Raw genomic sequence first — 25,238 nt, 5'->3', positions numbered from 1 at the left:
GAGGTGGTGTCCATCGGCGAAGCGTCGCGCGGAACGGCCGGCGCGCCGCCGGCCGGGGGAACGTCCGGGCCGTTCACGGCTCCACCTCGACCTCGATCGTGTCGGTGTAGTGCAGCCACCCGGCGCAGGCGATCTTCACCAGCGCCCACCAGCGGCCCGGGCGGGCGCCCGGCGGCACGCGTACCGGGAAGCAGACCTCCGCCTCGCCTTCGGGTGGCACGACGGCCCCGCGGTTCCACTCGGGGAACATCCCGAACGTCTGCCACGGGCTGACGAGCTGCGCCTGCGCGGCGACCGGCGACCGCGCCTCCGACCGCAGCCGCACCACGACCTCCGCCCGGCCGCCGGGCCCCAGCCGCAGGTGTGGCGGGTGGCCGAGCCCCTCCAGCGTCACCTCCAGCCCCGGTGACCGCCGCCCGCTCTCCCCCGGCCGGAACACGTGCAGCCGGGTCACGTCCTCGTACGCCTGGCCGCCGAACTCGATGCGCGCGGTGAGCAGGTGGAGGCCGGTCTCGGCGCCGGCGGGCGGCGTGACCCGAACCGGCACGGTGGCGTGGCCCCCGGGACGCAGCACGTACGGCCGGACGGCGGGCGCCACCGACCAGCCGTCGGGGGCGGTGAGCGTGACCACGCCCTCCGCCAGGTCCTCCGCGAGGCCGGAGGCGACGGTCAGGGTGAGGTCCACCGGCCCCGCGACGTCCAGGTCGGACGGGGACAGGTGCACGGCGACCGGCAGGTCGCCCATCGGCGCGGGTCCGGTGTTGTTCAGCCAGTAACGCGTGTGGACCGGCTGGTGCGGCTCGGTCTCCGGCACCACGGGCGCGCTCCCGCAGGCCACCACCCGGCCGCCGGCGCTCGCCTCAGGACCGCTCGCCCCAGGACCGCCGGCGCCAGGACCGCCGGCGCCAGGACCCCTCGCCTCTGGGCCGCCGGTCTGCTCCCCCGCCACGTCCGCGGGCGGCCCGGGACGGAGCGGGGCGACCAGCGTGACGATCTCCATGCCGTCGAGGGTGCCGGGGGCGTCCCCGGTGACGTTCTCCAGCAGGTCGGCCCGCCGCCACGGCGCCGTTCCCCCGGACCCCGTGCCCAGGGGCAGCGTCGTGCTGATCGACAGCGGGACGGTCCGGCCGACGGCCTCGTACACCCGAGCGGTCAGCGCGGTCACCGGACCGGGCGTCCGGCCCGAGGCGATCGGGTTGCCCGCCGCCTTGAGCGCGGTGAGGACCAGGCCGGACCCGGTCTCCAGGAACGAGCGCGACTCGCCCGCCGGCCCGTCCCTGCCCACGGTCGCCGCCAGCGGATGGTTGACGTCGTGGCCGAGCCGTACGAGATCGGCCGCGCGCCAGTCGCCCGGGGCGGCCACCAGGGAGCACTCGAACGTGTGGGTCCAGTGCTGGAGCTGGAAGCCGGAGCCGTCGGGCGCGGTGCGGCGCGGCGGGTCGATCCACACGCCGGACGGCCAGCCCGTGCACGACCGCATCAGCGACACGTGCAACGCCCCCGACGGATCGACCGCGAAGCCCGGGATCCCGCGGTTCACCAGCCCGATCGTGTAGTCGTCGAGAACCGCGTCGGCCGGCTCGGCGTCCGTCACCACCTCCACGGCTGCGTCGGCGAGGTCGGCGACCAGTTCCCCGACCGCGCCCTCGCCGCAGACCACGAGCACCGGAAGGTCGCGGAGGCCGGTGAGGTCCGCGCCCGGCACCCAGACCTTCTCCAGCGGCTCGTCGGCGGGCACCCACAGGCGGGCCCGGCCCTCGGCGCCGAGACGCGCGCGCAGCTCCGCGGCCTCCGCGTCGTCCAGCAGCGCCGCGACGAACGGGTTCTCCTCGGGCGTGCCGACCGCGATGCGCACATCGGGCAGGTTGGAGTCCACGGCGAGGTTGCCGTACCGGGGGCCGGGCCCGGCGGAGCACGTCGAGGTCACGCCCTGCCGTACGAGGGCGACGGCGAGATCTCTCAGCTCGCCCGCGTCCGCGTCCTCCGGCGCGATGATCTCGGCGACGCCGACGGCCCGCGCGCCGAGGGGACGTCCGGCGGGCGAGCGCAGCACGACGCGGGCCGTGGACGACAGCGCGAACCAGTTGTGCGCGGGGTTGTCCAGCGTCCACGGGTGCTCCGCCGAGTCCACGTCGATCAGGCCGAACCCGCGGCCGACGACGGCGCCGGCGACCTCGCTGACCGGCAGCGCCCCCGGCGCCCGCACCGGCCAGCGCAGCCGGAGCAGCACGTCGGAGCCGTGGAACTCGTCCACGTGGGTGGTCAGGTCCACCCGGGGCAGCCCGTTCCAGAGCGTGATCTCCTGGGTGTAGACGACGGGGCCGACCCGGCCGCCGACGACGATCCGCCGACCGGCCGGGCACTCGGCGACGGCGACCTCCGCGGGGGCCGCGGCCGAGCCGCTCACCCCGCCGTCCGGCACCAGGTGCCAGGGGCCCTCGCCGAATCGGGGGTGCGCGGGGTGCTCGTCGTAGACGAGCAGTTCGTTGCCCACCCGGTCCTGCTGCAGCAGCTCGCGGCCCTCGACGGTGAGGCTCGACACCGCTCCGCCGCGCTCGGGGTCGACCTCCACCGCGTGCGTGGCGTTCGCGATCCGGGTGCCCTCGCGTACGGCCCAGCCGATCGGGGCGGGCTCGGTGGTGGGCACCAGCCGGAACGTGCGGTATCCGAGCGCGGGCACGTCGTCGGCGACGAAGACCGCGTCCACGGCCGCGAGGCTGCCGTCGGGGTGCCGCTCGGGATGCTCCAGCAGCAGACCGCGCTCGGGCGGGTCGAGCGCGACGCCGTACGCGCCCGGCTCGGGCAGCGTCAGCCGCACGCGGACGAGGTCGGTCCTGGGCCAGGAGGAGGGGTTCCAGACGGCGACGCCGGTCAGCCCCTCGCCGAGGCGGCGCAGCGACGCGTCGAGGACCCGCCCGCCCAGGTCGTAGGCCTCCCGCCAGCCCGTCATGAGGTCGAGGTAGACCTGGTCGGACTCCGATCCGGTGATGCCGTCGTGGTGCGCGCCGTAGGCGATCTGGCGCCAGGCCTTGTCGAGGGCGGCGTGCGGGTAGGGCGCGCCGAGGGTCGCGGCGGCGATCGCGGCGAACTTCTCGGCGTCGGCGAGCCGCGTCTCGGCGTGCCGTTGCGCCTGCTTGGTGTCGATGTACGACACGTCCTTGCCGGTGTAGATCGGGTTCATGTCCCGCGTCTGCGGCGTCAGGCGGACGCCCTCGTCCCGGACGGCGGCGAAGAACTCCCTCGGCAGCCCGCAGACGAACCGGGGCGAGACGTAGCGCCGGTTCCAGTCGCGCTGGATCTCCATGACCCACTTGTTTGGCGGGGTGTAGTCGGTGCCGACAGGCAGCAGCACGTTGCGGGTCGCGGCGACCTTCTTGAGCAGCGTGAACAGTTCGTAGACGGCGGCCTCGGCCTGCTCCAGAGTCGGCGCGGAGTCCATCCACCACCCGGCGCTGTAGTGGGCCGGCATGTAGTGGGTGACGACCCCGCGCCCCGACGGCGACACCCACTCGAACTCCGAGGGGAACTGCATCACCGAGGGGTCGCCCCAGCCCCCGCGGGTGAGCATCGGGCCCCACTGGTGGTAGGGCCCGCGCGCCCAGGAGCTGGAGGTCAGCCCCGCCTCGGCGGCCAGCCCGGGAAACTGCGGATCGTGCCCGAACGCGTCGAGCTGCCAGGCCGTCGCCGGATCGCCGCCGAGCACGTCGCGCTGGAAGCCGATCCCGTGCACCATGTTGCGGATCGTCGCCTCGGGCCCGGTCAGGTTGGTGTTCGGCTCGTTGTACGTGCCGCCCATGATCTCCACCCGGCCCTCCGCGAGCAGGCGGCGCAGGTACGCCCGATCCTCGGGGTGGGCGTTCCAGTACGGCTTGAGGTAGTCGACCTCCGCGAGCACGAACGCGTAGCCGGGCTCCCTCCTGGCGGTGTCCAGGTGGAGCCGGACGAGATCGAACCCCGCGTGCTGGAACTCCTGCCGGTTCGCCTGCGCCAGGCCGCCCGCCCGGTCCCACGTGGCGGTGTAGGCGGCCTGAGTGTTCCACCAGACCGGGTCGTAGTGGAAGTGGGGGATCATCCAGACCGTCCACCCCGGCTCGGCCACGAGCAGTTCGCCCTCGGCCGTGCACCGCTCCCGGCCCGCGGCGGCCCGCACGCTGATCGGGACGCGCGCGCCCGGGGCCGCGGCGGGCGCGGCCGCCTCCACCGGCACTTCGACCACCACGGGCACTTCGACCACCACGGGCACTTCGACCACCACCGGCGCCATGCCGGGGGGCCGTCCGTCCGCCGCGTGCTCGCCCCGCACCCCGGGGCCGGTGACCTCCACCACCGGGGACGCGCCGTCCGGCACCTCGTCGAGGACGACCCGGACCACCTGGCGCGGGTCGTCCCGGCCGGCGGCCGGGCGGACGAACAGCTCGGTGGACTCGACGGCGATGACGCGCATGCGCACCCCTAACTGCGGCTCCCCACGGCGGCCGCTGGGGGACGGGGGACGGTCGAGACATCCCCCGCCCGCACCGGCCTCACCCATGTGATCTTCCGCGGCGCCGTACGTCTCGGGTCTTGTGGCCCGGTTCGGGGAGCTGCTCGTCGCCGAGCCGCAGATCGAGTTCGCGGAGGAGCTGACGGGCTTCATCCGGTGAGGCGGGCCGCGGCGTCCCCGATGAGCCGGGAGGCGCCCTCCGTGACGGGCTCGCCGTGGCCGAAACAGGCGATCTCGACGTCGAGGGCCGCCTGCCGTGCGAGCGAGGCGACGGCTACGGGCGGGTCGGCGTTGAACACGCCGAGGATGACCTGCCCGTCGGGGGCGCGCGCGATCGTGTCGCCGGTGAACAACACCCCCGGCTCCGGCAGGTGAAGCGCCAGGCTGCCCGGAGTGTGACCGGGGACGGCCAGCACCCGCGCCCCGCCGCCGAAGTCCAGCGTGTCGCCGTCGTCCAGTTCGCGGTCCACGCGCACGGGCGGCGCGGGCACGTGCGGCATGCCCGCGTGAACCGCGTCCCACAGCTCCTGCTCCCATCCGGACAGAATCGGCGGGGGTCCGTCCGCCTCGCCCCGGACGAAGGGCGCGTCGTCGCGGTGGGCGTACACGGTGACGTCGCCCCAGGTGGCGATGTCGGCCGCCGAGCCGGTGTGGTCCTCGTGGAAGTGCGTCAGGACCAGGCGCCGTACGTCGGACGGCACGTGCCCGAGCGTACGGACGGCGTCCGCGATGAGCGGCGCGGAGCCGGGAACACCGGAGTCGATCAGGGTCAGCCCGTCGGGGTCGCGCCACAGGTAGACGTGCCCCACGGGAAACCGCAGGAAATACAGGCTGGGGAGCAGTTCGACCAGATCCATGGGGCGACGTTAGGGCCGCCCCGCGGGCCATCGGTGAGATCTTCGCCGGCAGCGGATCCGCTCTGGGCGGATGCCGGGCATGGAACGTGAAACTTTCCTCGCCCACGGCTGGTGGCGAGTGTCCGGGAGTCACCTCGTTTGACCCGAATTCCCGGCGATTCCTACGGTCGGCGGGACCCCCTAGGAGGACGCGATGACATCCCGGCTGAGACCCGTCTGGATACCGGCGCTCGTGGCGCTGCTCGCCGTGGCGCTCGGCGCCGTCTTCGCCGGCGGTCGCGAGGCCGCGCGGGCGGCGGACGCCCCCTACAAGGATCCGAGCCTTCCGGTGGCGACGCGGGTGAACGACCTGCTGTCCCGGATGTCGCTTGACGACAAGGTCGGGCAGATGACCCAGGCCGACCGGTCGGCCCTGGCGACGATCTCGGACGTCGCGGCGTACCGGCTGGGCTCGATCCTGTCCGGCGGCGGCTCCGCGCCCTCCTCGAACACCCCGTCGTCCTGGGCCGACATGTACGACAACTTCCAGCGGCAGGCGCTGTCCACCTCGCTCGGCATTCCGATGATCTACGGCATCGACGCCGTACACGGGCACAACAACGTCGTCGGGGCCACGATCTTCCCGCACAACATCGGTCTCGGCGCGACCCGCGACCCCGACCTGGTGGAGCGGGTCGGGCGGGCGACGGCCGAGGAGGTGGCGGGCACCGGAATCGACTGGACCTTCGCGCCCTGCCTGTGCGTGGCCCGCAACGACCGCTGGGGCCGCACGTACGAGTCCTTCAGTGAGGACCCGCAGCTCGTCACCCAGATGACGACGATCGTGGACGGCTTCCAGAAGGCCGGGAACGCCTCCATCCTCGCCACCGCCAAGCACTATGTCGGCGACGGCGGCACCACGGGCGGCAGGGACCAAGGAAACACCGAGCTGAGCGAGGCCGACCTGCGCGCGATCCACCTCGCGCCGTTCAAGGCCGCCGTGCAGCGCGGCGTGGGGTCCGTCATGGTGTCCTACAGCTCCTGGAACGGCGCGAAGATGCACGGCAACAAGTACCTGATCACCGACGTGCTGAAGGGCGAGCTGGGCTTCACGGGCTTCGTGGTCACCGACTGGGCCGGCATCGACCAGCTCGACGGCCAGAGCGGCTTCACCGCGAGCGAGATCACCACGGCGATCAACGCGGGCGTCGACATGGTGATGGTGCCGAACGACTACAAGCGGTTCATCTCGCTGCTGAAGTCGGAGGTCCAGGCGGGCCGGATCGCGACGTCGCGGATCGACGACGCCAACCGGCGCATCCTGACCAAGAAGTTCGAGCTGGGACTGTTCGAGAGGCCGCTGACCGACCGGTCCTACACCTCCACCGTGGGCAGCGCGGCGCACCGCGCCATCGCCCGCGAGGCCGTACGCAAGTCGCTGGTGCTGCTGAAGAACGCGGGCAACGTGCTCCCGCTCGGCAAGAGCGGCGGCAAGATCTTCGTGGCGGGCAAGAGCGCCGACGACATCGGCAACCAGAGCGGCGGCTGGACGATCAGCTGGCAGGGCTCGTCGGGCAACATCACCACCGGCACCACGATCCTGCAGGGCATCCGCGACGCCGTCGGCTCGGGCGCCCAGGTCACCTACAACCGCGACGGCAGCGGCATCGACTCCTCCTACCGCGCCGCGATCGCCGTCGTGGGCGAGACGCCGTACGCGGAGGGCCAGGGCGACCGCACCGGATCGATGGGCCTGGACTCGACCGACCTGGCCACGCTGCAGCGGCTCAAGGCGTCCGGCGTGCCGCTGGTGGTGGTGCTCGTCTCCGGCCGGCCGCTGGACATCGCCGGTCAGCTCGACCAGTGGAACGCGCTGGTGGCGGCCTGGCTGCCGGGCACCGAGGGGCGCGGCGTGGCCGACGTGCTGTTCGGCGACTACGCTCCGGCGGCGAAGCTGCCGATGACCTGGATGCGCAGCGCCGACCAGCAGCCGATCAACGCCGGGGACGGCAAGCAGGCGCTGTTCGAGTACGGCTTCGGGCTGACCTACACGGGCGCCAGCCCGTCCCCCTCCCCGTCGCCTTCCCCCTCGGCGTCTCCGTCTCCGTCGCCCTCGGCGTCTCCCTCGGCGTCTCCGTCCCCCTCGCCGTCTCCGTCGCCCAGCCCTTCGCCCAGCGCCAGCCCGTCGGCGCCGACCGGCGGCTGCGTGGTGACGTACAAGGTGAACGACTGGGGCAGCGGGTTCACCGCGGACGTGACGATCACCAACAGGTCGTCGAGCCCGGTCAACGGCTGGCGGCTCCAGTGGACCTACGCCGGCAACCAGACGGTCACCGGCTACTGGAACTCCACGATCACGCAGTCGGGCCGGCAGGTCACCGCGTCCAACGCCGCCTGGAACGGAACCATCGGCGCGAACGGCGGCACGGCGAGCTTCGGCTTCCAGGGGTCCTACAGCGGCGCCAACCCCGCCCCCACCGCCTTCACCCTGAACGGGACGGCCTGCGCGACCGGATGATTCATGCGCCGGAGGGGGCGGGGACAGAGCGTCCATGCTCGGAGCGTGCGGGCTCAGAACGTCTGGGCCAGCGCCACCCCCGCCCCCGCGGTGAACAGGACGATGCCGACCGCGAGGAAGATGCCGCCGAGGAGCGTGCCGCTCCCCGCCGCGCTGTCGATGCGGATCCGGGTGGGCCTGGCCGGGTCGTACAGCACCGTGACCTCCTCACCCGGCCGTGCGGGCGGCGGGTTGCTCCCGAAGGTGGTCTCGGCCTCGACCTGCTGGCCGTAGACGGTGGTGAAACGAATGGTCGGGTAGTACGAGGTCCCGTCGTCGGACCGGCTCGCCCGCAGTCCGACGACCAGGCCGCGGGCGCGCTGCGCCCGGCGGCGGAACTCCCGGGCGTTCATGGTGATCCCGCCACCGATGAGGCCGAAGACGAGCCCGATACCGGAGAGGATCAGTGTGATGAGAGCGGTTTGTGACACGATCGGACCTTAGGGCCCGGCGCTTGCGACCGGCTTGCATCGTTCCCGAACCGCGATGCGCGTACAGTCAGGGGCGCATCCGCATGAGCGTCTCGGCCACGTCGACGACCGGCTCGCCGAGGTCGAAACGGCTGAACAGGTGGATCTGCTCGCCGGCGTCGATCTCCAGCAGCTCGGTCGTCAGGCCGTAGCGGCGGTGGGAGTCCACCCGGATGCGGTCCACGTCGTTCCAGGAGATGCGTTCCCGGCCGGACAGCCCGGTGACGACCAGGCCGTCCTCCGCCGCCGCGAGCCGCACCGGCGCGACCAGGTCGCGCCCGGTCAGCAGGCCGAAGCCCAGGGTCGCCACGCCCGCGAGGAAGAGCTGCGCGCCGTCGCCGGCGATCGCCAGCACACCGCACAGCACCATGCCGGCGCCCTTCAGCGCAACGATCCCGCGCGGCACCCGCCATTCGTGCCGCGACTCCTCAACTCCCGCCATCGGGGCAGCGTAACGAATGCGAGGACCTCTCGCGGCTTCTTTCCCGGCCCCCCACGCCGGGCGGCGGCGGCCCGGCCGCACGGGCGCCGCCGCCGTTCCCCGCGGCGTCTCGTCCCGTCTCGTGTCGTCCCGCCGGCAAGATCCACCTGCCGCCGACCGCAAGTGCCGTGGGCCCGGTCGATCCTCAAAGGGCCCTCGATTCAGATCTCTGACGAGGGTCTTTATCCTTGAGCGGCACCCTGAGCAGATTCTGAGGCTGAGAAGACCATGGCCCTGCGGTTCGAGCATCGCGACACCGAGATCGACGTGAGCATCGTCGACCGCGTGTGGCGCACCCGCAGCGGCGCCGATGACACGATGACGTCCGCAGCGCGTACCTGCTGGCAGCTGATCCTTTCACGGACGCAGGAATGCCTGCTCGCCAGCCTGCGCGGGCCGGAGACGAGGGCGACCACCGCACCGGTCCCGCCGTACACCGAGTTCCTCGGGGTCCGATTCACACTCGGTGCGGTTCTTCGGCCCCATCCGGCAGCCTCGATCATCAATGGGTACGTGCCGTTCCCAGTGACGGACTCGGGCAGAGTCGTCATCGGCGGCGAGGACTGGGAGGCGCCGACGTACGAGAACGTCGAATGCTTCATCCGGCGACTGCTGGACGCGGGTCTGCTGGTGCGGTCGCGCCTCCGGGACGAGGAGCACGTCGCCGGGCATGCCAAGGCCGGCCCGACCCTGCGTACCCTTCAGCGTCGATACCGTGCGATCACCGGACTGTCGCAGACCGCCGTGACGCAGATCGACCGCGCGAACGCCGCGGCCACGATGCTGCGCGACGGCCGCGATTGGCGCGCGGTCGTCGAGGCGCTCGGCTACTTCGACCAGGCCCACCTCGCACGTTCGCTACGTCGCTACGTAGGGCGCACCGCGCGCGAACTGCGGGAGGGCGACCAAGCCTCGATGTCGTTCCTGTACAAGACCCACCCTGGGCCCGGAAGCTAGCGTCTGCCTGCCGGTCAGCTCTGGCCGGCTGTCCGCGACCCGATTTCCGGGGGAGAATCGTGCTGCTCAGCGTCAACACCTTCATCAGTCTCGACGGCGTCATGCAGGGGCCAGGAGCCCCCGACGAGGACCGCTCCGACGGCTTCGACCGCGGCGGGTGGCTCGTTCCGCACGCCTCGGCGCACACCAACGAGGTTGTCGAGAGCTGGTTCCGTGAGGCCGACGCCTTCCTCTTCGGCCGCACGAGCTTCAATCTGCTCGGTGGGTATTGGCCGAAGGTCACCGAACCGGACGATCTGATCGCCACCAAGCTCAACACGCTGCCGAAGTATGTCGTCAGCTCGACGCTGACCGACGAGGAAGCCGACTGGAGCCCGACGACCGTCCTGCGCGGTGAACTGGTCGACGAGGTACGCCGGCTCAAGGAGCTTCCCGGTAGGGAACTCCAGGTTCACGGAAGCTGGAAGCTGGTGCAGACCCTGCATCAGGCAGGACTTGTCGACGTCTACCGGCTGCTCCAGTACCCAGTCGTCGTCGGGACGGGGAAGCGCCTGTTCCCGGACGGATCGACGCCCGCGACGTTCACGACCGTGGACGAGAACTCCCGCGTACTGCCCGGGGGCGTCGTCTCGCTGACCCTCACCCCTGCGAGTCTCGGTGCGATCTCCGCGGGTGCGTACACCGTGGACGAGGGGCGCTCGGCGACGGTCCTCGGCTGACACTGGTGTCCGACCGGCTTGATCGCCGGGCCAGGGCGAAGGGGCCCCGCCGTACGGCGGGGCCCCGGTGGGTCGGATCGGGGAGAGCTGTCCGTATCCGGCGTCGGCGAGAGTCCTGGACCACCCTCGCGCCCGTGCCGTTCGGCACGGCGTCCGCCTGCTCGGCCGTGTGATGCGGGTGAGCTCTCAGCGGGCCATGGCGATGGCCGACCAGGACCGGAACCACCGTGTAGCCGGATCCTCTGATCTCGACTCCGTACAGGCCATAGGGCATGCATTCGGTTGTGATCAAGAGGGGTCGTCCTAGGGTGTCTCGTCCTCCACGTGCATCGCCTGCTCCTCCGCCGTGTAGCCGCCGAGGTCCGGCCCCACATCCTCGGCGATCATGTCCTTCTCGGTGTCCACGCCCATGCCGCCGTCCGGATCGACGAGCCGGCCGGCCTGGCCGGGCTCCGCGGTGCCGTACCTGCCGGGCTGGGCGGGATTGACGGTCGCGTAGTCGGCCGGATCGCCGGACCCGTAGCCGCCTGCCTCGTCGCCGGTGCCCGCGCCGCCGTAACTCTCGGCCGGCCGGCCGCCCGCCGTGCCCGGCTCCGTGCCGAACCGGACATCCGCATCGGGCACCTCGCGGGACAGGCGCCCGCCGATGGACTCGCCCTCGCGCATCTCGTTGGGCGTGGTGCCGTACTCGTCGAGACCCAGGGGCCGGTCGCCGGGCAGCGGCATCTCCTGCGGGTCCTCGGCCCACTGCTGCCCCGGCGTGCCCTCCTGCAGGTCCGGAATGCCTTCGTCCTCGAACCGCGAACGCGGGTCGGGCTGTGGTCTGTTCTCTCTCATACCGGCCCCATGCCCCGCCGTACGGCCCTTAGGCAGGTCAGGTGACGGGGACGATCTCGGCTCGCCGCAGCACGCCGCCGTCGACGTCGAGTATCCCGATGGTGCCGTGTGGCTGGCGGCGGCGGTCGGTGGGCGAGCCGGGGTTGAACACCCGCACCCCGTCGCCGGTGAGGTCCATGGGAATGTGCGAGTGGCCGAAGACGACCAGGTCGGCCTCGGGGAAGCGGCGCCGCATCCGTGCGGTCCGCCCGGCGGCCTGCCCGCTGTCGTGGATCATCGCCACCCTGAGCCCGCCGAGGTCGAGGCCGAGCGTCTCGGGGGCGCCCCAGGCCGCGACGTCCGCGCCGTCGTTGTTGCCGAACACCGCGTGGACCGGAGCGTACGCGGACAGCTCCACCAGGACGTCGGCGGTGCAGACGTCGCCGGCGTGCAGGATCAGGTCCGCCCCCCGCAGGTGCGCGGCGACCGCGGGCGGGCAGGACTTCCAGCGCCGGGGAGCGTGGGTGTCCGCGAGCACGACGACCTTCACCATTCCATCTTCCCGCGAAGAAGAGGTGCCAAATCTCATATTCGGGGAATAGGGATTCAGGATCCGCACGACCCTCATGCCCTGCACCCCTACACCGGTCTCCCCCGGCCGGTCCCGCTCGGGAGGAACGATGAGCAGGCAGATCGCCGACGGCTACCAGGCCCCCACCCTGTTGGAGCTCGAGGCGCGCGTACGCGGGCTGGAAACTCAGGTCGCCCGCCTCACCGAGTTGGTCAAGACGCTGTCCGGCCAGAGCAGGGAGAGCCGCTGACAACCGCGCCGCCCGGCCGCGAGGCGGCCCGGACGACCGCGTCCCCGCCAGGAATAGACCTGACACGACCGCGTCCCCGCCAGGGAAGACCTGACGGGGACGCAGACGCCGGCGTGGGTCTCTCTATGCGCGACGCGCGGAGGCGGCGACGGCACGGACCTTCCGGCCCGCGGCCCGCCCGTTGACGTGTCCGTTGCCGGACGCGCCGACGGGCGCCCTGCCAGACCCGGCCGCAGGTGCTCGGCCGGAACCCGGCGCAGGTGCCTGGCCGGACCCGGTCACAGGTGCCTGGCCGGACCCGGCCGCAGGTGCTTGGCCGGATCCGTCGGCGGACGCACCGGTCGTCACGGCCTCGGGCCGGGAGTTCCGCGCGCGTCCGTCCAGGCCCGTGCCCGCCGGGACGGGTGTCGCCCGCCCGTAGGACTCGCGCCCGGTGCTCATCGCCATCGCACCCAGCCATACGAGGGTCGCGATCGCGATCACCAGCACGACTCCGAGCACCAGCACCGCCACCGCCGCCAGGGAGACCACGGCTCCCAGCAGCTCCACCATTCAGATTCCTCCAGAGGTCGACCCCGATTACGGCACTCCGGTGGCCGGCGGAAGATCACCTGCCACGTAGAGGAACGGAAATTGCCGGTTATTGGTGCCTTGCCCCGTTTGGATGACTCTCATACCTTACTGATCGGCCAGCGAGGGCCCACCCATGGGCAGGCCGTCGAGCCTGCGCAGGATCACGCCCTCCCGCAGCGCCCACGGGCAGATCTCCAGCACCGGCACCTCGAACAGGTCCATCGCGGCGTCCGCGACGACCGCGCCGGCGAGAAGCTGCGCGGCCCGCCCGGCGGACACGCCGGGAAGCTCCGCCCGGCGGGCGGCCGGCATCGTGGCCAGCCGGGCCGTCCACTCGGCCAGGTCCTCGTGCGTCAGCGTCCGCTTGACGTACGGGCCCTCGCCGGACGAGGCGGCCCCCGCGATGCGCGCGAGCTGGCGGAAGGTCTTGGACGTGGCGACCGCGTGGTCCGGCCTGCCGTACTTGGCGACCGCCCCGACCGTCCGCGCGATCTCGGTGCGCACGTGCCGCCGCAGTGCGCGGAGCTCCTCCGGATCGGGCGGGTCGGCGGTGAACCAGTCGCGGGTGAGCCGTCCCGCGCCGAGCGGGAGGGAGACGGCGACGTCGGGCTCCTCGTCGAGACCGGAGGCGATCTCCAGCGACCCGCCCCCTATGTCGGTCACCAGCAGCCGCCCGGAGGACCAGCCGAACCAGCGGCGGACGGCCAGGAACGTGAGCCTGGCCTCGTCGTCCCCCGACAGCACCTGGATGTCCACCCGGGTCTCGGCCTTGATCTGGGCCAGCACGTCCTCGCCGTTGACCGCGTCGCGGACCGCCGAAGTGGCGAAGGCGACCAGGTCCTCCACGCCCTTGTCCTCGGCGATGCGGGCCGCTTCGCGCACGAAGGCCGCGAGCCGCGCCGCGCCCTCCGCGCTGAGCCTGTCGCCGCCGACGAGATGCTCGGCCAGCCGCAGCTCCTCCTTGTGGGAGAACGCGGGCAGCGGCCGGGCGCCCTGATGCGCGTCCATCACCAGCAGGTGCACCGTGTTGGAACCGACGTCCAGCACTCCAAGTCGCATGCCCCGACGCTACCGCCCGCGCGGGAAAGATCCATCGTCCCTCCCGGCTCGCAGCGCCCACCCTGGACTCGCCCGGCGCTCACCCGGCGCTCACCCTGGGCTCACCCGGCGCTCACTCCGGGGCGACGTCGACGAGCACCTTGCCGACCGCGCCCGACTCGACCGCGTCGTGGGCGTCGGCCGTACGCTCCAGCGGGAAATGGTGAAGGGGCAGCCCGGCCTCCTCCCCCACCCGCAGCGCGCCCGCCTCGACCGCCGCGCGCACGTCGGCCACGGCGGCGTCCTTGACGGCCTCGGACACCGTGTAGACCAGGACGAACTGGTAGCGGACATTGCGGGTGAACAGGTCGCGTACCGACAGCGCGACCTCGTCTCCCCCGTCGTTCGCGTACACAGCGACGACCCCGCCGGGAGCGGTGACCGCCGCGTCGAGGGCGGCGTTCGGCGCCGGCGCGACCTCCACCACGATGTCGACGCCGCCCGGGGCGACGCCACGGATCTCCGCCGCCGGATCGCCGGTGCGGTAGTTGACGACGTGATGCGCCCCCGCTGCCCGGGCCAGCGCCGCCTTCTCCGGCCCGCTGACGGTGGTCACGACGGTCGCCCCGGCCCAGCGGGCGAGCTGGATCGCGGCGTTGCCCACGGCCCCGGCCCCGCCCGCCACGAGGACGGTCCTGCCGTCGAGCGCTCCGGGGGCGAGCCGGTCCGGTCCGCCCTCCGCCACGGTCAGGCAGCGATGCGCGGTCAGCGCGGGAATGCCGAGGCTCGCGCCGAGGTCGAGCGAGGCTCCGTCCGGCAGCGGCACGACCTGCCGCTCGGGCAGGACGACGTGCTCCTGCGCCGTGCCGTCCGGCCGCCCCCAGGCGGCCTCCCACACCCACACCCGATCCCCCGGGCCCACCGCCGTCACACCGGGCCCGACGGCGTCCACGATGCCGGCGCCGTCCTGGTTGGGCACGGCTTCCGGATGGCCCAGCCGGCCGCGCCGCGCCTTCCAGTCGGTGGGGTTGACGCCCGAGCGCACCACCCGCACGCGTACCTCTCCTGGCCCCGGCTCGGGCACCGGCCGTTCGGCCAGGCGCAGGACGTCGCTGTCCCCGGTCTCGGAATACACGATCGCTCTCATACCGGCTCCAAGGCGCCGGTCCGACCCGCTATTCCGGTTCGGCCGTTTCCGCTCGGGTAGTTGCAGGCCGATCGGCGAGGGGGTGCGATGGCATGAGCGTCAGGCAGAGGTACGGAGGCCTTTCCGGCGGAAGGGCCGGTGACCGGCTCGGCGGCACGGCGGGCGGCTGGTCGAGGGACTGGTCGGGAAGCTGGGCCAGGGGCTGGGCGGGGGGCCGCTTCGGCCGGCATTTCGGACGCAGGGGCAGGCGCCTGCGGGCCACGGCCAGGGAGGCGTTCGGCTGGCAGCAGCTGCGCCCCGGCCAGCAGGAGGCGATGGAGCACCTGCTCGCGGGGCGCGACGTGCTGCTGGTGATGCCGACCGGCGGCGGCAAGTCGGCCGTCTACCAGGTGCCCGGCCTGCTCCTCGACGGCCCGACGGTCGTCGTCTCGCCGCTGATCGCCCTGCAGCGCGACCAGGTCATGGGCCTGCTCAAGGCGGGGGCCGCGGGCGCGGTCGCGGTCAACTCGGCCGGCTCGGTCGAGGCGGGCCTCGACCAGGTCACGGCGGGCGACGCCGAGTACGTGTTCCTGTCGCCGGAGCAGCTCGCCAAGCCCGAGGTGGTCGAACGGCTGGCCGAGGCCCGGCCCTCCCTGATCGCCGTGGACGAGGCGCACTGCGTGTCCGCCTGGGGCCACGACTTCCGGCCCGAGTATCTGCGGCTCGGCAAGGTGATCGAGCGCCTGGGCCATCCCCCGGTGATCGCGATGACGGCCACGGCCGCGCCGACCGTGCGCGAGGAGATCGTCGAGTCGCTCGGCCTGACCGGCGCGCAGCAGATCGTGCGGGGATTCGACCGGCCCAACCTCCAGCTCGAGGTCCGCCGGTTCACGAGCGACGACGACAAGCGCAGGGCCCTGGCCGACCACGCCGCCGGGCTCGACGGCGTGGGGCTGATCTACGTGGCGACGCGGCGCCAGGCCGAGGAGTACGCCGAGTTGCTGAAGGAGCGCGGCCGCCGGGCCGAGGCGTACCACGCGGGGATGAAGGCGAAGGAACGCCGCCGCATCCACGAACGGTTCCAGGACGGCGACCTCGACACCGTCGTGGCGACCTCGGCCTTCGGGATGGGCATCGACAAGCACGACGTGCGCTACGTGCTGCACGCCGCGCCCCCGGAGTCGCTCGACGCGTACTACCAGGAGATCGGCCGGGCCGGCCGGGACGGCAACCCGGCCGACACCGTGCTGTTCTACCGGCCCGAGGACCTCGGGCTGCGCAGGTTCTTCGCCGCGGGCCGCGCGGACGAGGCCCTGATGCGGCGCGTCGCGACGCTGGTGCACGAGCACGGCGGGGAGGTGGCCGCCGCCGACCTGCGCGGGCTCCTCGACGTCGGGGCGGCCAGGCTGACCTCGCACGTCAATCTGCTCGAACGGGCGGGCGCGGTCGAGGTCGCCCACGGTGGCGCCCTGCGCTACGCGCCCGACGGCCCGCCGCCGGACGAGGCCGCCGCCCACGCGGTGGAGATCGACGACCTCCGGCACCGGATGGAGGACTCCCGGCTGGAGATGATGCGCGGCTACGCCGAGACAACCGGCTGCCGGCGCCGCTTCCTGCTGGAGTACTTCGGCGAGCCGTACGAGCGGTCCTGCGGCGACTGCGACACCTGCCGCTCCGGGACGGCGACCCCGCCGGAGACCGGCGACGGGCGGTTCCCCATGCACGCGAACGTCCGGCACGCCGAGTGGGGGCACGGGATCGTGATGAGCCGCGAGCAGGACCGGATCACGGTGCTGTTCGACTCCGTGGGCTACAAGACGCTGGCGCTCGGCCTGGTCGACGAGCTGCTCGAAGTGGTCTGACGGAGCAGGAGAAGCACCCGGCCCGCTGGGCAATCATTACCGATCGTGTCCTTCACACCACTTGCAGTGGTTTCACCCTGTGTTGAGACTCGTAGGCGGAGGTCGTCAGTTCGGGGGTGGTACCGGTGCGGGAGGCAGTCAGCGCCAGGGAGACGTGGCCGTTCGAGTGCCTGCACTGCCTGCGTGTCTGGGAGGAGGAGTACGTCGTCCGCCGCACGCGCGACGAGCAGGGCGTCGACATCGTGATGTGGACCCGGGACGAGGTGGTCGTCCAGCCGCCCTGGTCCGGGATGACCTGCCCCGGATGCGGCTGCGGGACCGTGACCTCGTTCCCCACCGGCTACCTGGCCCACCATCCGGAGACCACGCCGAACCGGCCCGCGGTGGAGGCCCCGGCCGGCGAGACGCCCGCCAGGGGCGCGCCGTTCGCGCCACACGCGCTGCTCACCCTCGCGTTCCTGCTGCTGGCCTGCGCCGGTCTGTACGAGCGCCTGTGCGGTCCCGCCGAGCCCCGGTGACCACCGGTCCTGCCGAGCCCCGGTGACCGCCGGCCTCGCCGAGCCCTGGTGAACGCCGCCGGCTCGGACGAAAGGCGAGCTCCACCCGAGGCCGCCGCGGTCCGGTGCGTGCTCAGCGGGCGTGGAAAGCCGTGCCGCATCTCGCGAGGGGACCGGCCCTCGCCACCGAGCCAAGCTGTGTGCCGCTTCAGATCGTGCCGAGGCGCTCGGCTATCAGCATCGTTCCGGGTGCCCGCCGGCCTCCCGGTCCGGGCTTGGCGCTCAGGTCCTGCGACGTGATCCGGTCGCCGCACGTTCCACATGCGACCATGGGTGCGGCGTGATGGTCGCCGTGCTGGAATCGGATCGGCGGGCCGCCCTCAGGTGTCCGCCACCGGTCGCCCCACGCGGTCAGCGCCACCAGGATCGGTATGACCTGCTGCCCGGCTTCGGTCAAGGCGTAACGGTCGCGGGGTGGACGTTCCTGGTAGCGCTCACGCCGCAGGATGCCGTTTTCGATCAGGCCGTTGAGTCGTTCGGTGAGCAGGTTGCGGCTCAAACCCAGGTCCTCCGCCAGCTCCGAGAACCGGTCGATACCCAGGTAGACGTCGCGCAGGATGAGTGGGGTCCACCAGTCTCCGACGACTTCCAGCGCGCGCGCCAAAGAACAGTGCATGTCGGCGAAGCTGGTCTGCCGCACGGCTCACACCCGCACCGTGTCGGTGATGGGCGGTGCGACGGCCTCGGCGACTCCGTTCGAGCTCAGATGTTGGCACAGCCGCCACCAGCGCAGCGAGTCCTCGTGCACCTCATACCAGGACACCCGCCCGAACCGCAGGCGTACGAACTGGACGAACACGTTCTCGTAGGGCTCGCCGAGCGGCGTGGTCGCCCGGACGGTGAACAGGCCGGCGATCCGGGTGTTCCATGGCGGCCCGTCGACGGCCACCTGCCGCAACTCGAACTGGGCGTCGGGCAGGAGGCGGAACAGCCGGTCGAACCATGCGGCCATCCCCGCCCGGGTGGTGCGCGTACCGCCCAGGCTGGTGTCGCCCTGGAACGTCATCCGGAAGTCGGGGGCGAGCTGCTTGATGATGGCCTGATAGTCGTGGTCGTTCATGGACTGCCAAGCACGCCGGTACCTGCGGCGGGCGATCATCCGGAACACAGCCCCTCCTCGGGTCAGTTCAATCCCGATACTAACTCTTCTCGTCCTTCGTCACCACGATGCGGGCGGTTCTCCACACTGACCGTGGAGGCCACGTGCAGGTCGATTCGCAGGTGGGGCCGTGACCGGCGCCGGTGCGGGTCGCGTAAAGAACAAAGACGCTCGGAACATGAGGAGGACATCGGGCCCTCGCCCACAGGTTGAATGAGGGGGCCCGGCGGATCCGGCAGAATGAGAGCCTCCCGGAGAGGGGCGGCCCCCGGAAAGGGCGGACCCGGAAGAAGGCGGATCAGGATCGTGACGACGTCCATTCAGCAGCGGATCGCCGAAGAGCTCGGCGTGCGCGAGAGTCAGGTCACCGCGGCCGTCGACCTGCTCGACGGCGGGGCGACGGTGCCGTTCATCGCCCGCTACCGCAAGGAGGCCACCGGCGCGCTCGACGACGCCCAGCTGCGCACGCTGGAGGAGCGGCTGCGCTACCTGCGCGAGCTGGAGGAGCGGCGGGCCGCCATCCTCGACTCGATCCGTTCGCAGGGCAAGCTCGACGAGGCCCTGGAAGCGCGGATCATGGAGGCCGACTCGAAGGCCCGGCTGGAGGACATCTACCTGCCCTTCAAGCCCAAGCGCCGCACCAAGGCCCAGATCGCCAGGGAGCTGGGGCTGGAGCCGCTGGCGGACGCGCTGCTCGCCGACCCGTCGCTGGACCCCCAGGCGACCGCGGAGGGATACGTGCGCGAGGGCGTGGCCGACGCCGCCGCCGCGCTGGAGGGCGCCAGAGCCATCCTGGTCGAGCGCTTCGCCGAGGACGCCGACCTCATCGGCGACCTGCGGGAGCGGATGTGGTCCCGCGGGCGGCTGATCTCCCAGGTGCGGGAGGACAAGCAGGAGTCCGGGGCCAAGTTCTCCGACTACTTCGACTTCTCCGAGCCCTTCACCCGCCTGCCCTCGCACCGCATCCTCGCGATGTTCCGGGGCGAGAAGGAGGAGGTGCTCACGCTCACCCTCGACCCGGAGGCCGAGGAGCCGAACGACTACGAAGCGCGAATCGCCCGGCGCTTCGCCATCGCCGACCTCGGCCGCCCCTCCGACAAGTGGCTGCTCGACACCGTGCGCTGGGCCTGGCGGACCCGCGTCCTCGTGCACCTGGGCATCGACCTGCGCACCCGCTTGTGGCAGGCGGCCGAGGAGGAGGCCGTGCGCGTGTTCGCGGCCAACCTGCGCGACCTGCTGCTGGCCGCCCCCGCGGGGGCACGGCCGACCATGGGCCTCGACCCGGGGCTGCGCACCGGCGTGAAGGTCGCGGTCGTGGACGGCACCGGCAAGGTGGTGGCCACCGAGACGATCTATCCGCACGAGCCCAGACGACAGTGGGACCAGTCACTCGCGGTGCTGGCCCGGCTGGCGACCGAGCACAACGTGGAGCTGATCGCCATCGGCAACGGCACCGCGTCACGGGAGACCGACAAGCTCGCCGGTGAGCTGGTCAAGCACATGCCGCATCTCACCAAGATCGTGGTCTCGGAGGCGGGAGCCTCGGTCTACTCCGCGTCGGCGTACGCCTCCCAGGAGCTGCCCGGCCTGGACGTCTCGCTGCGCGGCGCGGTGTCGATCGCCCGGCGCCTGCAGGACCCGCTGGCCGAGCTGGTCAAGATCGACCCCAAGTCCATCGGCGTCGGCCAATACCAGCACGACGTGTCCGAGGTGAAGCTGTCGCGCTCACTCGACGCGGTGGTGGAGGACTGCGTGAACGGGGTGGGGGTGGACGTCAACACCGCGTCCGCCCCGCTGCTGACCCGTGTGTCCGGCATCAGCGCCGGACTGGCGGAGAACATCGTCGCGCACCGCGACGCCAACGGGCCGTTCCGCGCGCGGACGGGGCTGAAGGAGGTGCCGCGGCTCGGTCCGAAGGCGTTCGAGCAGTGCGCGGGCTTCCTGCGCATCCCTGGCGGCGACGACCCTCTCGACGCCTCCAGCGTGCACCCCGAGGCCTACCCGGTCGTGCGCCGCATCCTCGACTTCACCAGGAGCGACCTGCGCACGCTGATCGGCAACACCTCCGCGCTCCGCTCGCTCAAGCCGTCGGAGTTCGTCGACGGCACCTTCGGCCTGCCGACCGTCACCGACATCCTCAAGGAACTGGAGAAGCCGGGCCGCGACCCCCGGCCGGCGTTCAAGACCGCCACCTTCAAGGACGGCGTCGAGAAGCCGTCCGACCTGTCGCCCGGCATGATCCTGGAGGGCGTCGTCACCAACGTCGCCGCGTTCGGGGCGTTCGTCGACATCGGCGTGCACCAGGACGGCTTGGTCCACGTCTCCGCGATGTCCAACTCGTTCGTGAAGGACCCCCGCGACGTGGTCAAGCCCGGCGACATCGTGCGGGTCAAGGTGCTCGACGTCGACCTCCAGCGCAAGCGCATCTCGCTCACGCTGCGCCTGGACGACGAAACGGCGGCCGGCGGCCGCAGGGGGGGGCCGAACGGCGAGGCGCGCGACGACCGGCAGGACGGCCGGCGCGGCCAGTCGCGCCAGAACCAGTCCCGCCAGAACCCTGCTGGCCAGAACCCCGCCCGCCAAAGCCAGGGCGGCCAGAGCCAGAACGGCAGGGGCGGGTCCGGCCGCGGCAACGGCCGGGGCTCGGGCGGCGCGCCGCTCGGCGGGGCCATGGCCGAGGCCCTGCGCCGCGCCGGGCTGACCGACCCCGGCTCCGGCGACCGCCGTTCCCGCTGACGCACCCTGCATTCCCGCTGACGCACCCTGCATTCCTGCTGACGCACCCTGCATTCCCGCTGACACACCCTTGCATTCCCGCTGACGCACCCTGCCGGATCCAACGGCCTCTTGCGCCCGGCGCCCGCGTTCCGGGCGCCGGGACCGCCGTCAGCGGCCGTAAGAAAGTGCCCCGCGAGACGGTGGACGCGGGGCACAGGGCTGATCAGGCACGATGAACGGTCATCCGGTCACTGCTGCTGTTGCTGCTGTTGCTGACCCCCGCGGCCCTGTTGCTGCTGTTGCTGTTGCTGTTGTTGCTGTTGCTGGTGACGGCTGCGGCCCTGCTGTTGCTGCTGCTGTTGTTGCTGTTGCTGGTGACGGCTGCGGCCCTGCTGTTGCTGCTGCTGTTGCTGCTGTTGCTCCCGAAGGTGGCGATGGTGACGGTGATGGTGCCTGCCGTGGCATCTGCCTCCCGGGCAGTCCCCCGTAACCGACGGCCGGACGACCTGCTCGGTCGTGCCGGCGGCGTTGACGGGCTGCGCCTGAAGCGCGACAGGGACGACGAGGGCCGAAGCCGTCATGACGGCAGCAGCCAGTGCTTCCTTGAACATGGGGTTTCCCTCCGTCGGCTCCGTGTCGAGAAAGCGGACGACATCCGCATTCACGGAGCTCGAATCGATCCATCGAACCTTTGGATCTGGACCCTGATTCTCACGCTAAAGGCAACAAACGCCCCAGTCACCCATCAGAGGGCAAATAAGCACTTTAAGCGATAAAAGGCACAACTATCGAGAACTTCGGACTATCTGCCTCTATTCGAACAGGTCGACGATCAACACTTTGCCGAGGCCTGACGCCGTTTCCCCCTGCCGTGGAATTCCACTTTTCACTTTCGGGGTAACGGGCGTCCTCACGGTCTTTCCCGAGGTCGTCCGTGCTTCGCCGGGTCGTCCCCGCTTCCCGGGCATCGCCCGTGCTCTCGGGCATCGCCTGGCGGGGCCGTCCGCACGCAGCCGGCCCCGTCGGGGCGGTCCGCACGCTCAGCGAGCCCCGCCGGAGCCGTCGGCGGCCGACGTGAGCAGATCTGCCAGAACGGCGGCGAGCGCGGCGACCCCGGCGAGGCAGTCGGCCTCATCGGCGTGCTCGTACGGCGAGTGCGAGACGCCCGTGGGATTGCGCACGAACAGCATGGCCGCCGGGACCTCGCCGGCGAGGATGCCCGCGTCGTGCCCCGCCCCCGTGGGCAGCACCGGCGCTCCCCCGAGGATGTGCGCGACGCGGTCACGCAGCGGCACGTCGAAGTTCACGACCGCCGTGTAGGACTCCCGGATCACCTCGGCCCCCTCGGCCGCTCGCGCCGTCTCCTCGACGAGCCTGTCCACCAGGGCGGCGTCCGGCGCCCGGCAGTCGAGCCAGGCGCTGACCAGCGAGGCGATGGCGTTGGTGCCGTTGGGCTCGACCCTGATCCTGCCGAAGGTGGCCAGGGCCCCCAGGCGCTCGGCGTTCGCCCGGGCGGCCAGCACCGCCGCCGCGTACGCCGGCATGGGATCGCGCCGGTCCTCCAGGCGGGTGGTCCCGGCGTGGTTGGCCTCCCCGCGGAAGTCGAAACGCCAGCGGCCGTGCGGCCAGATCGCGGAGGCGACGCCGACCGGGTGTGGCGTGGCGGCGAGGTGGCGGCCCTGCTCCACGTGCAGTTCCACGAACGCGCCGATCCGCGTCAGGCGTTCGTCGTCACGCCCGGCGGCCGCCGGGTCGCGTCCCGCCCGCTCCATGGCCGCCGCCAGCGTGACGCCGTCCGCGTCGCGCAGCGCCCCTGCCGTCTCGGGACGGACGGCGCCGGTCATCAGCCGCGATCCCAGGCAGGCCAGCCCGAACCTGGCGCCCTCCTCCTCGGTGAAGTTCACCACCGCCAGCGGCCGCTCCGGCCGGAGTCCGCGCGCCCGCAGGGCGTCGAGCGCGGCGAACGCCCCCACCACGCCGAGCGGGCCGTCGTACGCCCCGCCGTCGGGCACCGAGTCCAGGTGGGAGCCGGTCACCACGGCGTCACCCGCCGTGGGATCGCCCAGCCAGGCCCACTGGTTGCCGTTGCGGTCGGTCTCGTACGTCAGGCCACGGTGCCGCGCCTGTTCGGCGAACCAGGCCCGGCACTCCGCGTCTGCCGTCGTCCAGGCGTGCCGGCGGTATCCGCCCGTCGCGTCGCACCGGCCCACGGGGAGCAGGTCGCGCCACAGCCGGCGGAAACCGTCCGCCACCTCCTCCGGTAGAACCCGCGCCGCCCCCTCAGACATCGGCGTCGGGGCCGGCCGGCTCCGCCTCGGCCATCGGGACGCGTACGCCGCGCTCCCCCGCCACCTGGGCGGCTCGGTCGTATCCGGCGTCCACGTGCCGGATCACGCCCATCCCGGGGTCGTTGGTCAGCACCCGGCGGATCTTCTCCCCGGCCAGCGGCGTGCCGTCGGCGACGGTGACCTGTCCGGCGTGGATGGAACGGCCGATGCCGACCCCGCCGCCGTGGTGGATCGACACCCAGGACGCGCCGGAGGCGACGTTGACCATGGCGTTGAGCAGCGGCCAGTCGGCGATCGCGTCGGAGCCGTCCAGCATGCCCTCCGTCTCGCGGTAGGGCGAGGCGACCGAGCCGCAGTCGAGGTGGTCGCGGCCGATCACGATGGGCGCGGAGATCTCCCCCGAGGCGACGAGGTCGTTGAACCGCTCACCGGCCCGGTCGCGCTCGCCGTACCCCAGCCAGCAGATCCGCGCGGGCAGGCCCTGGAACCGCACCCGCTCGCCCGCCATCCTGATCCACCGGGCCAGCGGCTCGTTGTCGGGGAACAGATCGAGGATCGCGCGGTCGGTCGTCGCGATGTCGGCAGGGTCGCCGGACAGCGCCGCCCACCGGAACGGGCCCTTCCCCTCGCAGAACAGCGGCCGGATGTAGGCCGGCACGAATCCGGGGAAGTCGAACGCCCGCGCGTACCCGGCGAGGCTCGCCTCGCCCCTGATCGAGTTGCCGTAGTCGAACACCTCCGCGCCCGCGTCCTGGAAGCCGACCATCGCCTCGACGTGCCGGGCCATCGACTCGCGGGCCCGGTGGGTGAAGCCCTCGGGGTCCTTGCGCGCCAGCGCGGCCATGTCCTCGAACGCGACACCCAGCGGCAGGTAGGCCAGCGGGTCGTGCGCGCTCGTCTGGTCGGTCACGATGTCGATCTCCGCGCCCCCCGCCAGCAGCGCGGGCACGGCCTCGGCCGCGTTGGCCACGACTCCGATGGACAGCGGGCGGCGGGCGTCCCTGGCCTCGTACGCCAGGCGCAGCGCCTCGTCGAGGCTCTCGGCGCGGACGTCGAGGTACCGGTGGCCGATGCGGCGCTCGACGCTGCGCGGGTCGCAGTCGACGCAGATCGCCACGCCGCCGTTCATCGTGACCGCGAGCGGCTGCGCGCCGCCCATGCCGCCGAGCCCGGCGGTGAGCGTGATCGTCCCGGCGAGACTGCCGCCGAACCGCTTGGCCGCGACCGCCGCGAACGTCTCGTACGTCCCCTGCAGGATGCCCTGAGTGCCGATGTAGATCCACGAACCGGCCGTCATCTGGCCGTACATCGTGAGCCCGAGCCGCTCCAGCCGGCGGAACTCCGGCCACGTCGCCCAGTCGCCGACGAGGTTGGAGTTGGCGATGAGCACGCGGGGAGCCCACTCGTGGGTGCTCATCACGCCGACCGGCCGGCCCGACTGCACGAGCAGGGTCTCGTCGGCCCGCAGGGTGGTGAGCTCGCGCACGATCGCGTCGTACGACGGCCAGTCGCGGGCCGCCTTGCCGCTGCCGCCGTAGACGACGAGGCGCTCCGGATGCTCGGCGACCTCGGGGTCGAGGTTGTTCATGAGCATGCGCAGGGCGGCCTCCTGCTGCCAGCCGCGCGTGTTCAGCGTGCCGCCGCGGGGAGCCCGGATCGGAGCCCGCCCGCCGGAAGCCCCGTCATCGGAAACCCCGTCGTTGGAAACCCCGTCGTTGGAAACCCGGCCGTTGGGAACCCGGTCGCCGGAAACCTGCTCATGTGGGGCCCCGCCGCCGTCGTCAGCCACGAGTCCTCCTTCCACCCGCGCCCGCGGCGCATGGTCCTATTCAGTGAG

The 25,238-nt window shown here is 72.3% G+C and carries 21 protein-coding genes; 8 read left to right on the top strand and 13 right to left on the bottom strand.

The window, feature by feature from the left end; translation table 11 throughout:
• Positions 1–73 precede the first annotated feature (73 nt).
• The gene (locus BXA11_RS17720; RefSeq protein WP_076435813.1) at positions 74–4,444 is read right to left on the bottom strand and encodes a glycoside hydrolase family 38 N-terminal domain-containing protein; all 4,371 of its coding nucleotides are present in this window, start codon (positions 4,442–4,444) and stop codon (positions 74–76) included.
• Between the two features lie 188 nt (positions 4,445–4,632).
• Positions 4,633–5,340 carry an MBL fold metallo-hydrolase gene (locus BXA11_RS17715; protein WP_076435811.1) on the bottom strand — a complete coding sequence of 236 codons (708 nt, stop codon included), beginning with the start codon at positions 5,338–5,340 and terminating at the stop codon, positions 4,633–4,635.
• 193 nt (positions 5,341–5,533) lie between these two features.
• Here BXA11_RS17715 and BXA11_RS17710 point away from each other — a divergent pair, with 193 nt between their 5' ends.
• Entirely contained in the window at positions 5,534–7,837 is a 2,304-nt protein-coding gene (locus BXA11_RS17710; RefSeq protein ID WP_083744327.1) for a glycoside hydrolase family 3 N-terminal domain-containing protein, read from the top strand.
• A gap of 53 nt (positions 7,838–7,890) precedes the next feature.
• Here BXA11_RS17710 and BXA11_RS17700 read toward each other — a convergent pair whose 3' ends face one another.
• Positions 7,891–8,307: a DUF3592 domain-containing protein gene (locus BXA11_RS17700; protein WP_159454802.1), complete on the bottom strand. Its 417-nt coding sequence runs from the start codon at positions 8,305–8,307 to the stop codon at positions 7,891–7,893.
• Between the two features lie 67 nt (positions 8,308–8,374).
• On the bottom strand, positions 8,375–8,788 hold the full coding sequence (locus BXA11_RS43200; RefSeq protein WP_076435806.1) for a PH domain-containing protein: 414 nt from the start codon (positions 8,786–8,788) through the stop codon (positions 8,375–8,377).
• 267 nt (positions 8,789–9,055) lie between these two features.
• Here BXA11_RS43200 and BXA11_RS17690 point away from each other — a divergent pair, with 267 nt between their 5' ends.
• Both BXA11_RS17690 and BXA11_RS17685 read left to right on the top strand, forming a co-directional pair.
• Positions 9,056–9,784: a helix-turn-helix domain-containing protein gene (locus tag BXA11_RS17690; protein ID WP_076435803.1), complete on the top strand. Its 729-nt coding sequence runs from the start codon at positions 9,056–9,058 to the stop codon at positions 9,782–9,784.
• Between the two features lie 59 nt (positions 9,785–9,843).
• Positions 9,844–10,503, top strand: coding sequence for a dihydrofolate reductase family protein (locus BXA11_RS17685; RefSeq protein WP_076435800.1), 660 nt, complete (start codon positions 9,844–9,846; stop codon positions 10,501–10,503).
• 303 nt (positions 10,504–10,806) lie between these two features.
• Here BXA11_RS17685 and BXA11_RS17680 read toward each other — a convergent pair whose 3' ends face one another.
• Both BXA11_RS17680 and BXA11_RS17675 read right to left on the bottom strand, forming a co-directional pair.
• Entirely contained in the window at positions 10,807–11,340 is a 534-nt protein-coding gene (locus tag BXA11_RS17680; protein ID WP_076435798.1) for a DUF5709 domain-containing protein, read from the bottom strand.
• A 37-nt stretch (positions 11,341–11,377) separates the two neighbouring features.
• Positions 11,378–11,872 carry a metallophosphoesterase family protein gene (locus tag BXA11_RS17675; protein WP_239105021.1) on the bottom strand — a complete coding sequence of 165 codons (495 nt, stop codon included), beginning with the start codon at positions 11,870–11,872 and terminating at the stop codon, positions 11,378–11,380.
• 127 nt (positions 11,873–11,999) lie between these two features.
• Here BXA11_RS17675 and BXA11_RS43195 point away from each other — a divergent pair, with 127 nt between their 5' ends.
• Positions 12,000–12,140, top strand: coding sequence for a hypothetical protein (locus BXA11_RS43195; protein ID WP_159454801.1), 141 nt, complete (start codon positions 12,000–12,002; stop codon positions 12,138–12,140).
• A gap of 123 nt (positions 12,141–12,263) precedes the next feature.
• On the opposite strand, the gene BXA11_RS17670 is transcribed toward BXA11_RS43195, so the two are convergent.
• The 3 genes from BXA11_RS17670 to BXA11_RS17660 all read right to left on the bottom strand — a co-directional run bounded on the left by BXA11_RS17670 (position 12,264) and on the right by BXA11_RS17660 (position 14,898).
• Positions 12,264–12,692 carry a hypothetical protein gene (locus BXA11_RS17670; protein WP_076435795.1) on the bottom strand — a complete coding sequence of 143 codons (429 nt, stop codon included), beginning with the start codon at positions 12,690–12,692 and terminating at the stop codon, positions 12,264–12,266.
• A gap of 126 nt (positions 12,693–12,818) precedes the next feature.
• Entirely contained in the window at positions 12,819–13,772 is a 954-nt protein-coding gene (locus tag BXA11_RS17665; RefSeq protein ID WP_030506584.1) for a Ppx/GppA family phosphatase, read from the bottom strand.
• A 112-nt stretch (positions 13,773–13,884) separates the two neighbouring features.
• A complete protein-coding gene (locus BXA11_RS17660) occupies positions 13,885–14,898 on the bottom strand; it encodes an NADPH:quinone reductase (RefSeq protein ID WP_030506585.1) in 1,014 nt (337 codons plus the stop codon).
• Between the two features lie 92 nt (positions 14,899–14,990).
• Between BXA11_RS17660 and BXA11_RS17655 the strand changes: the two genes are divergently transcribed.
• Both BXA11_RS17655 and BXA11_RS17650 read left to right on the top strand, forming a co-directional pair.
• Entirely contained in the window at positions 14,991–16,739 is a 1,749-nt protein-coding gene (locus BXA11_RS17655) for a RecQ family ATP-dependent DNA helicase (protein WP_083744325.1), read from the top strand.
• Positions 16,740–16,864: 125 nt separating this feature from the next.
• A complete protein-coding gene (locus BXA11_RS17650; protein WP_143734366.1) occupies positions 16,865–17,257 on the top strand; it encodes a hypothetical protein in 393 nt (130 codons plus the stop codon).
• 187 nt (positions 17,258–17,444) lie between these two features.
• On the opposite strand, the gene BXA11_RS17645 is transcribed toward BXA11_RS17650, so the two are convergent.
• Complete coding sequence (locus BXA11_RS17645) at positions 17,445–17,936, bottom strand: winged helix-turn-helix transcriptional regulator (protein WP_083744324.1); 492 nt, start codon at positions 17,934–17,936, stop codon at positions 17,445–17,447.
• A gap of 3 nt (positions 17,937–17,939) precedes the next feature.
• Complete coding sequence (locus BXA11_RS17640; RefSeq protein ID WP_239105028.1) at positions 17,940–18,395, bottom strand: nuclear transport factor 2 family protein; 456 nt, start codon at positions 18,393–18,395, stop codon at positions 17,940–17,942.
• 306 nt (positions 18,396–18,701) lie between these two features.
• On the opposite strand from BXA11_RS17640, the gene BXA11_RS17635 reads away from it, so the two are divergent.
• Positions 18,702–21,131, top strand: a complete 2,430-nt coding sequence (locus tag BXA11_RS17635; RefSeq protein WP_076435787.1) for a Tex family protein — start codon at positions 18,702–18,704, stop codon at positions 21,129–21,131.
• A gap of 242 nt (positions 21,132–21,373) precedes the next feature.
• Positions 21,374–21,889, top strand: coding sequence for a hypothetical protein (locus BXA11_RS43190; RefSeq protein WP_159454800.1), 516 nt, complete (start codon positions 21,374–21,376; stop codon positions 21,887–21,889).
• Positions 21,890–22,153: 264 nt separating this feature from the next.
• Here the strand turns inward: BXA11_RS43190 and BXA11_RS17625 are convergent, their stop codons facing one another.
• Positions 22,154–23,365: an allantoate amidohydrolase gene (locus BXA11_RS17625; RefSeq protein ID WP_239105022.1), complete on the bottom strand. Its 1,212-nt coding sequence runs from the start codon at positions 23,363–23,365 to the stop codon at positions 22,154–22,156.
• Between the two features lie 28 nt (positions 23,366–23,393).
• Positions 23,394–25,058 carry a urocanate hydratase gene (gene hutU / locus BXA11_RS17620; RefSeq protein WP_030506591.1) on the bottom strand — a complete coding sequence of 555 codons (1,665 nt, stop codon included), beginning with the start codon at positions 25,056–25,058 and terminating at the stop codon, positions 23,394–23,396.
• Positions 25,059–25,238 lie beyond the last annotated feature (180 nt).

It is taken from the genome of Microbispora rosea, from assembly GCF_900156315.1.
Classification (GTDB): Bacteria; Actinomycetota; Actinomycetes; order Streptosporangiales; family Streptosporangiaceae; genus Microbispora; species Microbispora rosea.
This window is presented reverse-complemented; position numbering and strand designations above follow the sequence as displayed.

Bases quoted from the DNA above. Each gene is read 5' to 3' on its own strand.
- BXA11_RS17720 (WP_076435813.1), bottom strand. From the start codon at position 4,444: ATGCGCGTCATCGCCGTCGAGTCCACCGAGCTGTTCGTCCGCCCGGCC.
- BXA11_RS17715 (WP_076435811.1), bottom strand. From the start codon at position 5,340: ATGGATCTGGTCGAACTGCTCCCCAGCCTGTATTTCCTGCGGTTTCCC.
- BXA11_RS17710 (WP_083744327.1), top strand. From the start codon at position 5,534: ATGACATCCCGGCTGAGACCCGTCTGGATACCGGCGCTCGTGGCGCTG.
- BXA11_RS43200 (WP_076435806.1), bottom strand. From the start codon at position 8,788: ATGGCGGGAGTTGAGGAGTCGCGGCACGAATGGCGGGTGCCGCGCGGG.
- BXA11_RS17690 (WP_076435803.1), top strand. From the start codon at position 9,056: ATGGCCCTGCGGTTCGAGCATCGCGACACCGAGATCGACGTGAGCATC.
- BXA11_RS17680 (WP_076435798.1), bottom strand. From the start codon at position 11,340: ATGAGAGAGAACAGACCACAGCCCGACCCGCGTTCGCGGTTCGAGGAC.
- BXA11_RS17675 (WP_239105021.1), bottom strand. From the start codon at position 11,872: ATGGTGAAGGTCGTCGTGCTCGCGGACACCCACGCTCCCCGGCGCTGG.
- BXA11_RS43195 (WP_159454801.1), top strand. From the start codon at position 12,000: ATGAGCAGGCAGATCGCCGACGGCTACCAGGCCCCCACCCTGTTGGAG.
- BXA11_RS17670 (WP_076435795.1), bottom strand. From the start codon at position 12,692: ATGGTGGAGCTGCTGGGAGCCGTGGTCTCCCTGGCGGCGGTGGCGGTG.
- BXA11_RS17665 (WP_030506584.1), bottom strand. From the start codon at position 13,772: ATGCGACTTGGAGTGCTGGACGTCGGTTCCAACACGGTGCACCTGCTG.
- BXA11_RS17660 (WP_030506585.1), bottom strand. From the start codon at position 14,898: ATGAGAGCGATCGTGTATTCCGAGACCGGGGACAGCGACGTCCTGCGC.
- BXA11_RS17655 (WP_083744325.1), top strand. From the start codon at position 14,991: ATGAGCGTCAGGCAGAGGTACGGAGGCCTTTCCGGCGGAAGGGCCGGT.
- BXA11_RS17640 (WP_239105028.1), bottom strand. From the start codon at position 18,395: ATGATCGCCCGCCGCAGGTACCGGCGTGCTTGGCAGTCCATGAACGAC.